General features: G+C 63.1%; 12 protein-coding genes. 2 read left to right on the forward strand and 10 right to left on the reverse strand.

From position 1 onward, the window contains the following. Window positions 1-8 precede the first annotated feature (8 nt). From phoU to G0P99_RS03760, 9 genes are all read right to left on the reverse strand, one after another. Window positions 9-710: a phosphate signaling complex protein PhoU gene (gene phoU / locus G0P99_RS03720; protein WP_164127851.1), complete on the reverse strand. Its 702-nt coding sequence runs from the start codon at window positions 708-710 to the stop codon at window positions 9-11. A gap of 17 nt (window positions 711-727) precedes the next feature. Continuing rightward, window positions 728-1525 carry a phosphate ABC transporter ATP-binding protein PstB gene (gene pstB, locus G0P99_RS03725; protein ID WP_164127853.1) on the reverse strand — a complete coding sequence of 266 codons (798 nt, stop codon included), beginning with the start codon at window positions 1523-1525 and terminating at the stop codon, window positions 728-730. 14 nt (window positions 1526-1539) lie between these two features. Next, complete coding sequence (gene pstA, locus G0P99_RS03730) at window positions 1540-2892, reverse strand: phosphate ABC transporter permease PstA (protein WP_164127855.1); 1353 nt, start codon at window positions 2890-2892, stop codon at window positions 1540-1542. Next, window positions 2889-4361, reverse strand: a complete 1473-nt coding sequence (pstC, locus tag G0P99_RS03735) for a phosphate ABC transporter permease subunit PstC (protein WP_164127857.1) — start codon at window positions 4359-4361, stop codon at window positions 2889-2891. The genes pstA and pstC overlap by 4 nt, the downstream gene beginning before the upstream one ends. An 81-nt stretch (window positions 4362-4442) precedes the next feature. Continuing rightward, window positions 4443-5483, reverse strand: coding sequence for a substrate-binding domain-containing protein (locus G0P99_RS03740; protein WP_164127859.1), 1041 nt, complete (start codon window positions 5481-5483; stop codon window positions 4443-4445). Window positions 5484-5684: 201 nt separating this feature from the next. Then, window positions 5685-6731: an ATP-binding protein gene (locus tag G0P99_RS03745; protein ID WP_164128008.1), complete on the reverse strand. Its 1047-nt coding sequence runs from the start codon at window positions 6729-6731 to the stop codon at window positions 5685-5687. A gap of 24 nt (window positions 6732-6755) precedes the next feature. Next, window positions 6756-7280 (reverse strand): gamma carbonic anhydrase family protein, encoded by a 525-nt coding sequence (locus tag G0P99_RS03750; RefSeq protein WP_164127861.1) that lies wholly within the window; start codon window positions 7278-7280, stop codon window positions 6756-6758. Continuing rightward, window positions 7277-7918, reverse strand: a complete 642-nt coding sequence (gene gmk / locus G0P99_RS03755; protein WP_164127863.1) for a guanylate kinase — start codon at window positions 7916-7918, stop codon at window positions 7277-7279. The genes G0P99_RS03750 and gmk overlap by 4 nt, the downstream gene beginning before the upstream one ends. 18 nt (window positions 7919-7936) lie before the next feature. After that, window positions 7937-8827 carry a YicC/YloC family endoribonuclease gene (locus G0P99_RS03760; protein WP_164127865.1) on the reverse strand — a complete coding sequence of 297 codons (891 nt, stop codon included), beginning with the start codon at window positions 8825-8827 and terminating at the stop codon, window positions 7937-7939. A gap of 246 nt (window positions 8828-9073) precedes the next feature. Here G0P99_RS03760 and G0P99_RS03765 point away from each other — a divergent pair, with 246 nt between their 5' ends. Next, a complete protein-coding gene (locus G0P99_RS03765; RefSeq protein ID WP_239059663.1) occupies window positions 9074-9742 on the forward strand; it encodes a PAS domain-containing protein in 669 nt (222 codons plus the stop codon). 50 nt (window positions 9743-9792) lie between these two features. On the opposite strand, the gene G0P99_RS03770 is transcribed toward G0P99_RS03765, so the two are convergent. Further along, window positions 9793-11163, reverse strand: coding sequence for a class II 3-deoxy-7-phosphoheptulonate synthase (locus G0P99_RS03770; protein ID WP_164127867.1), 1371 nt, complete (start codon window positions 11161-11163; stop codon window positions 9793-9795). A 168-nt stretch (window positions 11164-11331) separates the two neighbouring features. Between G0P99_RS03770 and G0P99_RS03775 the strand changes: the two genes are divergently transcribed. Further along, window positions 11332-12336 carry a GlxA family transcriptional regulator gene (locus G0P99_RS03775; RefSeq protein WP_164127869.1) on the forward strand — a complete coding sequence of 335 codons (1005 nt, stop codon included), beginning with the start codon at window positions 11332-11334 and terminating at the stop codon, window positions 12334-12336. Window positions 12337-12411 lie beyond the last annotated feature (75 nt).

The following is a 12411-nucleotide window of genomic DNA, read 5'->3' on the forward strand; positions in this document are numbered from 1 at the left end:
CCTCCTGTTCAGACCGTTGTCGAGGTCGTGTCGCCCTTGGGGCGCGCGTCGTCCGGGCGGTTGCCGGTGACAAGATAGACCACCTGTTCGGCAATCGCGGTCACATGGTCGCCCATGCGTTCGATGTTCTTGGCGATGAAATGCAGATGCATGCACGATGTGATGCTGCGCGGATCCTCGGCCATGAAGGTCAGGAACTGGCGGAACAGGGCGTTGTACATCTGGTCCACCTCGTGATCGCGCGTGATGACATCCGATGCCAGTTCCGCATCGCGCTGGATATAGCTGTCGAGTGCGTCCTTCAGCATCAGCTCGACCTCGCGCGCCATGCGCCGGAGCGCTGCGGCGCTGTCCGGTACTTGCGGCACCTCGACCAGAACGGTGGTCCGCTTTGCAATGTTCTTGGCATAGTCGCCGATGCGCTCCAGGTTGGCCGAGACCTTCAGCACCGACAACACCAGCCGCAGATCGCTTGCCGTGGGCGCGCGCAACGCGATCAGGCGGGCGGTCTCCTGGTTGATGATCTCTTCCAGCGCGTCGATGGCCTTGTCGCCGGCGCGCACCTCATTGGCCAGTTCCACATCGCGCATCTCCAGCGACCGGGCCGAGGACATGATCGCGGCCTCGACCAGCCCGCCCATCTTCATGATATGGGCCTGGATCGCCTCCAGATCGCGGTCATAGGCCGATGTTATATGCTGTTGCACCATGGTATTCGTTCCTGTCCTCAGCCGATCCGGCCGGTGATATAGCTTTCCGTGCGCGGATCGACCGGGTTGGTAAAGATCTGACCCGTCTCGCCGAACTCCACCAGATTTCCCAAGTGGAAAAAGGCGGTCTTCTGGCTGACCCGCGCGGCTTGCTGCATCGAATGGGTGACGATTACCACCGAGTAGTTCTGTCGAAGCTCGTCGATCAGCTCTTCGACCTGCGCGGTAGCGATGGGGTCGAGCGCCGAACAGGGCTCGTCCATCAACAGCACTTCGGGTTCGGTGGCAATAGCGCGGGCAATGCACAGGCGTTGTTGCTGGCCGCCCGACAGGCCGGTGCCCGGCGCATCCAGACGGTCCTTGACCTCGTTCCACAGCGCCCCGCGCCGCAGGGCCTTTTCCACGATCTCGTCCAGCTCCGCCTTGTTGCGGGCCAGGCCATGGATACGGGGGCCATAGGCGACATTGTCATAGATCGACTTGGGGAAAGGGTTGGGCTTCTGGAACACCATTCCCACCTTGGCGCGCAACTGCACCGGATCGACGCGGCGGTCATAGATATCCTCGCCATCCAGCCGGAACGATCCCTCGACCCGGGCCGTGGCGATGGTGTCGTTCATCCGGTTGAGACAGCGCAGAAAGGTCGACTTGCCACAGCCCGACGGGCCGATAAAGGCGGTGACGGTCTTTTCTTCGATGTCGACGTTCACGTCCTTGATCGCGTGCGTCTCGCCGTAATAGACCTGACAGTCCCGGCACTCCATCTTGATGTTCTTGGTTTCCACCACTCTCTCCAGTCGAGACATATCGTTCATTTCCAGGTGCCTCCTTACCAGCGGCGTTCGAACCTGCGGCGCAGGATCACCGCCAGCGTGTTCATCGTCACCAGGAACACCAGCAGGATGATGATGCCCCCCCAGGCGCGTTCGTAAAAGGCCGGATCGGCCCGTTTGGCCCATTCATAGATCTGCGCGGGCATGGCCGAGTTGGGCGACAACAGGCCAGCGGCCAGGCTGTCGGGCGGGTTCGAGGCGATGAACCCCACCATCCCGATCAGCAACAGCGGCGCGGTTTCCCCCAGCGCCTGCGCCAGGCCGATGATGGTCCCGGTCAGGATGCCGGGCGCGGCCAGCGGCAACACGTGATGGAACACCGCCTGCATCTTGGACGCCCCAACTCCCAGCGCCGCGTCGCGGATCGAGGGCGGCACCGCCTTCAGCGAAGCGCGGGTCGAGATGATGATCGTCGGCAGGGTCATCAACGTCAGCACCAGACCACCCACCAGTGGCGCCGACATCGGCAGGTGCATATAGTTGATGAAGACCGCCAGACCCAGGATACCGAACACGATGGAGGGCACCGCCGCCAGGTTCGAGATATTGACCTCGATGATATCGGTGATCCAGTTCTTGGGCGCGAATTCCTCAAGATAGATCGAGGCGGCAACCCCGATCGGCAGCGACAGCGCCAGCACAACCAGCATCATGAAAAGTGACCCGACCATCGACACGCCGATACCGGCGGATTCGGGCCGCTGGTCGGACGCGTCGGACCCCAGGACGAAATCCGGGTTGAAGGTCTTTTTCAGGATACCGGCAGCGGCCAGCTGATCGACGAAATCCAGCTGCTCCGCGCTGATCGACTTGTCATTGGCGATGCTGTCGCGGGTCACGCGCCCTTTCAGATAGCCGTCGACGCGGCTGTTGGCCAGAAAGCGAAAGCTGACCGTTTCCCCGATCTTGTCCGGATTGGCGATCACATAGTCGCGCAACTGCGCGGGCGCGCTCTTGGACAGAATGCCGGCCTGATCCTTGGGCTTCAGCCTGGTCTCAAGCCCGCCCTCCTTGACCGCGGCGGCAAAGGCATTGTTGATCAGCGGCGCATAGCCAAAAGTCGAGACCTTCTTGATCTCCTCGATATCGCGGTTGCCCTTCTTGTCGAGCTTGCTTTCCGAGAGTTCGACCTCAAGCGTCACAAAGGTCTGGCTATAGGCGCCCACACCCTTCGAGACGATGTTGAACACCAGCACCAGCAGCATGGCGAGGCCAACCGCGATAGCGGCGATGCCATAGGCGCGAAACCGGGCCTCGGCGCGGTTGCGGCGGCGGGTGCGCGCATTCTGCTTGAGCAGCGAGGCGCCATGCCGGGTCGCGGGTGCGGAGTTTGCGCTGAGATCGGTCATTCGTACTGCTCCCGGTACTTGCGCACGATATACAGCGCCAGAACGTTCAGCCCCAGGGTCAGAACGAACAGGGTCAGACCCAGGGCAAAGGCCACCAGCGTTTCGGGGCTGGCAAAGTCGGTGTCACCGGTCAGCTGGCTGACGATCCTTGTGGTGATCGTCGTCATCGTGTCCAGCGGGTTGAGCGAGAACTTGGCAATCGCACCCGCCCCCATCACCACGATCATCGTCTCGCCGATGGCGCGCGATGCAGCCAGCAGGATGGCACCCACGATCCCCGGCAGAGCGGCGGGCAGAACCACCTGCCGCACCGTCTCGGACCGGGTCGCGCCCAGGCCCAGAGACCCGTCGCGCATGGATTGCGGTACCGCGTTGATGATATCGTCGCTCAGCGAGCTGACAAAGGGGATCAGCATGATGCCCATGACAACCCCCGCCGTCAGGACCGAGGTCGCCCCCGCCATCCACTCGACGCCCAGCAGGCCGCCCTTGCCGAACACCTTGGCCAGTGTCGGCCCCACGGTCAGCAGGGCAAAGAGGCCGTAGACGATGGTGGGAATGCCCGCCAGGATCTCCAGCAACGGTTTTGCCAGGGCGCGCGTCGCCTTGCCCGCGTATTCGGACAGGTAGATCGCGGCGAACAGTCCGATGGGCACCGACACCAGCAGCGCGATGAACGAGATATAAAGCGTACCCCAGAGAAGCGGCAGGATCGACAGCTCGCTGTCGCCCCGGAAATTAGGCGCCCAGGTAGACCCGAAAAAGAAGTCCTTCCAGTCATGCAGCCGGAAAAAGTTGCTGGTCTCGAACAGCATCGACAACACGATACCGATGGTAGTCAGGATCGCCAGCGACGCGGCAACGATCAGCAGAACCAGCACGCCGCGCTCGACCACGTTGCGGGCGCGGAACTCCTTGTTGGTGCGGACATAAGCCCAGCCAAGACCGGCCAGCGCCAGCCCCGTGACCAGAACCGTCATCAACAGCCGACCGGCATGGTTCAACTCGCGCGAGCGCTGCGCCGCCGCCAGAACCTCGGGCCGGACATCGGCTCCCAGTGCCACGCCCACCTCGCCCAACAGTGACCGCACATCCCGCTCGTTCGCGCTCAGCGCGGCGGCTTCGGGCGCGCGCAACAGCCCGGTGTCAACCGCCAGGTCAAGCCCCGCAGCCACCCGGCGCACATCCGACATCACCAGCCCGATGGTCGAGCCTTCGGGGACCATGTCAGCCGGGATCAGTTTCGAGACCCGTGTATCGACGATGATCGGCTGCGCCAGCAGCCAGACCGCCAGCACCGCCAGCGCGGGCACCAGCGACGTCAGCGCGACGTTGAACCCATAGTAATTCGGCAGGGAATGAAGCGTTCGCGCATCTCCGCCAGCGGATGCAAGCGCACGCGCGCGTCCCATCACGAAACCGGCGGCGGCAAGAACAAGAAGAAGGCAGACCAGCCAAAGCGTCGGCATAGGAACGCACGCCCATATTTGCGGAGAAGGAAAACCGGGGCAGTCGCCCTGCCCCGGCATTTGTCACAATCCCGACAGGGATCAGGAGTTGCCGCCAAGTACCTTTTCTTCGGCAACGGCTTCCTGGGTCTTGGCCAGTTCCGGGTCAGCAACCAGACCATACTCGGCCAGCGGGCCATCGGGGCCTGCGATCTCGTCGGCGATGAAGAACTCGGCATATTCCTTCAGGCCGGGGATCACGCCGATATGTGCCTTTTTGACGTAGAAGTAGAGCGGGCGCGACACCGGATATTCGCCGGTTGCGATGCTCTCGGTCGAGGGAACCACACCCGACATAGTCGCCACTTGCAGCTTGTCGGTGTTGTTCTCGTAGAAGGCCAGGCCAAAGACGCCGATGCCGTTCTTGTTCGATTCGATGCGGGCCAGCGTCTCGGTATAATCGCCGTCGATATCGACCGACACACCATCGGTGCGCAGCGCGATACAGGCTTTCTCGGCGGCTTTCTTGTCGTCGCCATTAGCGGCCTTGAAGGCCTCGAAAGCACCGGTTTCCTCGCAGCCTGCGAGGATAACCTTTTCCTCGAACACTTCGCGGGTGCCGTGCTTGGTGCCCGGGATAAAGGCCTGGATATCGGTCGCCGGGAAGCTGGCGTTCACATCGGCCCAGGTCTTGTTCGGGTTGTCGACCAGCGCGCCGTCGACCACGATCTTGTCGGACAGCGCCAGGAACCAGTCGGCGGGAGTGAATTCATAGGTGTTGCCGTCGATGTCGCTGGCGAACACGATGCCGTCATACCCGATGCGAACCTCAATGATGTCGGTCACGCCGTTTTCGGCACAGACGGCGATTTCCTTGTCCTTGATCTTGCGCGAGGCGTTGGCCACGTCGATGGTGTTTTCGCCCACGCCTTCGCAGAACCGCTTCAGACCGGCCGAGGAGCCGCCCGATTCCACCACCGGGGTCGGGAAGTCGAAGTTTTCACCAAAAGCTTCGGCCACGATCGAGGCATAGGGCAGAACGGTCGAGGAACCGGCCACCTGGACCTGATCGCGGGCGGCGGCGGCGGTGGCCGAAACAGCAGCAATTGCCAGGGCCGAGGCCGAGAGTTTCACAAAGGACATTGCAGTCTCCATGACAGCGAAAGTGTAGTGATCATCCCCATGATGATCTCGCCGCGACTCCTAGGGGCGGTGCATGAGCCTTTTGTGACGGTTATGTAACAGGCATATGACAAAGCCCGGCCAAGTGTCGGAAAAAGGAATGTGACAGCTATTTAACCGGCGTGTGACAGAGGCCAGGCGCCAGGCATGCCGCCAAACCGGTCAGCGGGGCAGAATCACCGTGAACGTCGTGCCCGCGCCCAGGGCGCTTTCCACCCGCAGGCGACCGCGATGGCGGTTGATGATATGCTTGACGATGGCCAGGCCCAGACCGGTGCCGCCCTTTTGCCGCGACCGGTGGCTGTCGACCCGGTAAAACCGTTCGGTCAGACGTGGCAGGTGGATGGGGTCGATCCCCGCCCCCTTGTCCATCACCAGCAGCCGCACCGCCGGCCCGCGAACGGCCGGATCACGCTCGACCTCGGTCAGGCTTACCCGGACCTCACCGCCGCTGCTGCCATATTTGATCGCGTTCTCGATCAGGTTTGTCAGCACCTGCCGGATCTGGTCGGTATCGCCGGTCACGTTGACCAGATGCTCGGGCCCATCCGAGATCAGTTCGACCCCCGCCTCTTCGGCCAGCGGTCTGAGCGAGTTCAGGGTCGATGCGATCTGCGCCGTCAGGTCGACCTGATCGCGCGGGCGCACCCGCTCGTCGGTTTCCACCCGGTTCAAGGACAACAGATCCCCCACCAGCCGATTCATCCGGCTGGCCTCCTGCTCCATGATCTCCAGGAACCGGGCCCGCGCCGCGGCATCGTCGCGGGCGGGGCCGCGCAGGGTTTCGATGAACCCCATGATCGCCGTCAGCGGCGTGCGCAATTCATGGCTGACGTTGGCGACGAAATCGCGCCGCATCTGGCTGGCCTGTTCAACCGGGGTCACGTCGATGAAACTGACCAGCACCGCACCGCCCTCCACCGCGCCCACGCCGTGAACGTAGCGGCAGGTCACGTCAAACGAGGTGTCCTGCGCGCCGTCATTGCCGAGGTACTTGCTGCGGGCGCCTGCCTTGTCGCGCAGGGATTTCTCGATCGCCTCGATCACCTGAGGCTGTCGCAGGATGGTGGCGAAATGGCGGCCGGTGATCTGGCTGCCAAAGAGCGTGCGCGCCTCGGTATTGGCGGCCAGGATGCGTTCGGACTGGTCCACCAGCAGCGCCGGCAAGGGTACCGCCGCAACAAGGTCCTGGATCACGGTTTCCGACACCATTTCCGCCTTTCGCCCCCGGTCTTATTCGACGGGAACCAGCGTGTCGCGGAACCGGCGCATGTTGTCCTGATAGTGCCTGGCGCTCCAGGCGATGCGCGCCACAGCGGCCTCGTCCAGTTGCCGCACGACCCGGCCCGGGGCCCCCATAACCAGCGAGTTGTCGGGGATTTCCTTGTTCTCGGTGATCAGCGCCCCCGCCCCGATCAGGCAGTTGCGGCCGATCTTGGCCCCGTTTAGCACTGTCGCACCCATGCCGACCAGCGTATTGTCGCCAATGGTGCAACCATGCAGCATGACCTTGTGTCCGATGGTGCAGTTCGTGCCGATTCTGAGCGGATAGCCCGCGTCGATATGCATGACGCAGTTTTCCTGCACATTCGATCCCGCGCCGACGCGGATCTCCTCGTGATCGGCGCGGATGGTGCAGCCAAACCAGACCGAGGCGCCCTCTTCCAGCACCACCTTGCCAATGAGGTTGGCATCGGGCGCGACCCAGGTGTCGGGATGGATCTCGGGGCGGTGGTCACCCAGGGCATAGATGGTCATGACAGGTCCTCGAATTCGGCTTGCAGCTTGCGCACGTGCTCCTGCAACGCGGGCTGCTGGATGCGGCGCATGCGTTCGGCGCTGACGATGGTTTTCAGTTTTTCCTCGGTGCTGTCCAGATCGTCGTTGATCAGGACATAATCGTAATAGCCCCAGTGGCTGATCTCGTCCCAGCTTTTCAGCATCCGGCGCGAGATCACCTCGGCGCTGTCCTGACCCCGGCTCTCCAGCCTGCGGCGCAACTCCTTGATCGACGGCGGCAGGATGAAGATCGACAGCGCATGCTTGCCCAGGTCCGAGTTGCGGATCTGGATCTCGCCCTGCCAGTCGACATCGAACAACACGTCCTGACCCGCATCGATCGTGTCGCGCACGGGGCCTGCGGGCGAGCCGTAGAAATTGCCGAACACATGGGCATGTTCCAGCATCTCGCCGCGCCGGACCTGTCCCTTGAACTGGTCTTCGGTCAGAAAGAAATACTCGCGCCCGTGTTCCTCGCCCGGGCGAGGCGCGCGGGTGGTGGCCGAGACCGAGAATTTCAGGCCGGGATCCCAGGCCATCAGCCTGCTTGCCAGCGTCGACTTGCCTGCCCCTGAAGGCGAGGACAGGATGATCAATAACCCGCGACGGTCTGTCATCTGCTGGGGTCCTTTCCGTTATTCCACATTCTGAACCTGTTCGCGCATCTGGTCGATCACGGCCTTCAGCTCCAGCCCTACGGCCGTCAGGTCCGCGTTTTGCGACTTTGAACACAGCGTGTTGGCCTCGCGGTTGAACTCCTGCATCAGGAAGTCCAGCTTGCGCCCCACCGCGCCGCCCTGCGCCAGCAGCCCCCGCGCGGCACGCACATGGGCGCGCAGCCGGTCAAGCTCTTCGGTGACGTCCGCCTTGACCGCCAGCAGCGCCAGTTCCTGCGCCACGCGGTCGGGGTCGGCGCCGTCGGTATTGTCTAGCACACGGGCCAGATTGGCCCGCAGGGTTTCGGCCACCGCCTCTTTGCGCGCCTCGGCCAGTTCCGATGCCTGGGCCGTCAGCTCCTCGACCCGGGTCAGCTGGTTTTGCAAAATCTCGGCCAGTGCCATCCCTTCGGTTTCGCGCATCTGCACGAATGCCTGAACCAGCGGACCAAATTCAGCCTTGAGCTGGGCGACGACCGGGGTCAGGTCCTCTTCGCCGCTTCCTGCGTCCATGACGCCGCGCAGCGCCAGCAGATCGGCGGCGCAGGAGGGCGCCAGCGTAAGCCCCCGCGCCATGGCCTGTTCCTCGGCCTCGGCCAGCGCGTCCAGCACCGCGGCCAGCGCAGTCTGGTTCAGCGCCAGGCTTGGCACCTCTTCGCCCCGCCCCAGTCTCAGCGTCAGGTTCACACTGCCCCGGGTCAGCGCCTTGGCCAGATCGGCCCTCAGCGCCGCTTCCAGCCCATCTAGCCAATCGGGCACGCGCAAACGCAGATCGAGACCCTTGGCGTTCACGCTGCGCAGGTCCCAGCTCCAGGAAAACGGCGTTTTTTCACCACGCGCCGAGGCGAAACCCGTCATGGATCTGATCATCTTGGTCAACTCCCGTCCCGAACTGCGACCGTTCCGTTCCGCCGCACCTAATGCGAACCCCTGCCTCAGGGCAAGACCCGGGCGAATTTTCCACGAGTTTAAGACAATTAACCATTCATTAAGGAAATGCTCCAAAATAGGAGCTTCCCGTGGCACGTTAACACTTGGGTAACCTGTTCTGAATCGGGCGCATGCAGGCGCACAGAGCGAAACGGGCGGGTGGGCTTCGGGTCAACAGGTGGCATTATGACGATTTTTTTGGGTGGCCGTTCCAGGGCCGAAACGGGGAACGTAATCTCGATGGACCGGTTTCGCAGTGGCCGCAGTGTGTCTCCGATCCGGCAGGCCGAGGCCTATTGGTCGGCGCTGCGGCGGCAGGGCGATGTGCCGAAACGCTCCGACATCGACCCGCGCGGTCTGGAAAACATCCTTGAATACACGTTCATCCTCGAACGTATCGCCCCCGGCGTGGCCCGGTTCCGGCTCGCGGGCAACCACCTGTCCCGGATTCTGGGCATGGAGGTGCGCGGCATGCCGATGACCGCCCTCTTCTCGGCCATGGCCCGGGCCGAGGCTGCGGCGACACTCGAACACATCTTTCTGGCTCCGGCCATTGCCGATCTGTCCCTGGCCAGCGCAAACAACAGCGGTGCGGTTCCTCAGGTCGAGGCGCGCACCATTCTGCTGCCGTTGAAGAGCGATCAGGGTGACGTCAGCCGGGCGCTCGGCGTTCTTGTCGCCGACGGGCCGCTGGGCGCCGGTGGCCTGCGGTTTGATATCGCAAGCTCGAATCTCAGGAAAATCGACGCCCGGCCCGTCCAGAGCAATGTCGAACCCGCTCCCGGCCTTGCCGAGGATCAGGCCCCGATCAGCCGGAACGCGCCTGGATTGCGCGTGGTCTCTCGAGAAGACTGAAACCGGACCGCGGGTGATGGCCCGGTCTCACCGGGCCATCTCGCTTTGGATCAGACCGCCGCGCGGCGACGCTGCATGGTGCGCAGCTTGGACAGTTCCTCGGCCACCAGGAAGGCCAGTTCCAGCGACTGGCTGGCATTCAGGCGCGGGTCGCAGGCGGTGTGGTACCGGTCGCTCAGATCCTCGTCGGTCACTGCGCGCACGCCGCCGGTGCATTCGGTCACGTCCTGACCGGTCATCTCGAAATGCACGCCACCGGGGATGGTACCCTCGGCCTGATGCACGGCAAAGAAGTCGCGCACCTCGCGCAGCACCAGATCGAACGGGCGCGTCTTGTAACCAGATGCCGATTTGATCGTGTTGCCATGCATCGGGTCACAGACCCAGGTCACCTTGGCACCTTCCTCGCGCACCGCCTGGATCAGGCGCGGCAGATGCTCGCCCGCCTTGCCCGCCCCGAACCGCGCGATCAGGGTCAGTTTACCCTCTTCGTTCTCGGGGTTCAGCTTGGCCATCAGCACCTTGAGGTCCTCGGCGGTGGTGGTGGGGCCACATTTCAACCCGATCGGGTTCAGCACGCCCCGGCAGAATTCCACATGTGCGCCGTCCGGCTGCCGGGTCCGGTCGCCGATCCAGATCATGTGCCCCGAACCTGCCAGCCAGTTGCCCGAGGTCGAATCGAGCCGCGTCAGCGCCTCTTCATACTCCAGCAGCAGCCCTTCGTGGCTGGTATAGAATTCAACGGTCGAGAATTCATGCGTGGTGTCGGCCGTGATGCCCGCCGCACCCATAAAGTCGATCGTGTCCTGGATGCGATCGGCGATCTCGGAATATTTCTGCACGTCCTGATCGTTGGTGAACCCCAGTGTCCAGGAATGGACCCGGCTCATGTCGGCGAAACCGCCGGTCGAAAAGGCGCGCAGCAGGTTCAGCGTCGCGGCGGCCTGGGTATAGGCCTGCAACATCTTGCGCGGGTCCGGAATGCGGGCCTCAGGAGTGAAGGCCAGCTCGTTGATGATGTCGCCCCGGTAGCTCGGCAATTCAACCCCGTTCACCACTTCGGTCGGCGCGCTGCGCGGCTTGGCGAACTGACCGGCCATCCGGCCCACCTTGATCACCGGCACCTTGGCGCCATAGGTCAGCACCATCGCCATCTGCAACATCACCTTGAAAGTGTCGCGAATGCCGTCCGCGCTGAACTGCTCGAAGCTCTCGGCGCAATCGCCGCCCTGAAGCAGAAAGGCCTCGCCGCGTCCCGCAGCCCCCAGATGGCGCTTCAGGCGCCGCGCCTCACCGGCAAAAACCAGCGGCGGATATTTGGAAAGCTGTGCCTCGACCTGGGACAGGGCGTCCGGATCGGTATAGTCGGGCATCTGAACCCGCGGTTTGGCGCGCCAGTTCGATTTTTGCCACTCGCTCATAGCTTTTCTCCGCAACGATAACGACAGGTGGCCTCTATACAAAAACGATGTGGCAGTGACCATATCCGATTTGCGCCCCTTGACGTCGCAAACAAGCTCTGGCCAATGTGAAATGACACAGCTCTTGCGTCCAACCGGTCGCGGGATGCCAGCCAAGGACACAAATCAATGAAAGAACAACGTCAAGTTGTCAAAGTCGACACCTCGGGCAAGAAGCCGCAGAGGTTTGTTTTTGTCCTGCTGGATCAATTCACGATGTTGTGCTTCGCCTGCGCGGTGGAATCGCTGCGCATCGCCAACCGGATGGCGGGCCAGACGCTCTATGAATGGATGGTCATTGGCGAAGGCGGCGTTTCGGCCACCTGCTCCAACGGCACCGTGTTCAAGCTCGATAGCGACTTGGGCGAATTGCGCCGCGAGGACATGCTGATGGTCTGCGGCGGCATCGACGTGCAAAAGGCCACCACCCGCAAGGTGGTCAGCTGGCTGCGCCGCGAGGCGCGGCGCGGTCCGGTCATCGGCGGGCTCTGCACCGCTGGTTACACCCTGGCCAAGGCCGGGCTTCTGGATGGCAAGCGCGCCACCATCCACTGGGAAAACCAGGACAGCTTTGTCGAGGAATTCGAAGAGGTCACCCTGACCAAATCGGTCTTTGTGGTCGACGGCAACCGGATCACCACCGCGGGCGGCACCGCCTCGATCGACCTCATGCTCAAGCTGATCGCCAACCAGCATGGCGAGGAACTGGCCAATGCGGTGGCCGACCAGCTGATCTATTCCTCGATCCGCACCGACCAGGACACCCAGCGCCTGTCGACGCCGACCCGCATCGGCGTACGCCACCCCAAGCTGAGCCAGGTCATCCAGATGATGGAGCGCAATATCGAAGAGCCGATCTCGCCCGCCGCGCTGGCCAAGGATGTGGGCATGTCGACGCGGCAGCTGGAGCGGCTGTTCCGCCGCTATCTCAGCCGCAGCCCGAAACGCTATTACATGGAACTGCGCCTGCAAAAGGCCCGCAACCTGCTCATGCAGACCGATATGAGCGTGATCAACGTGGCGCTGGCCTGCGGCTTTGCCTCGCCCAGCCATTTCTCGAAATGCTACCGGGCACATTACAACACCACGCCTTACCGCGAACGCGGCGCGCAAAGCACCCGGCTGTCGGTCTGAACCGGGACGGCAGAGGGGGCGCTGCCCCCGCCGCCCTTTCAGGGCGACTCCCCCGGAGTATTTTTGGCAAAGTGA

The sequence above is a fragment of the Ruegeria sp. PrR005 genome (assembly GCF_010500245.1).
GTDB lineage: Bacteria > Pseudomonadota > Alphaproteobacteria > Rhodobacterales > Rhodobacteraceae > Ruegeria_B > Ruegeria_B marisflavi.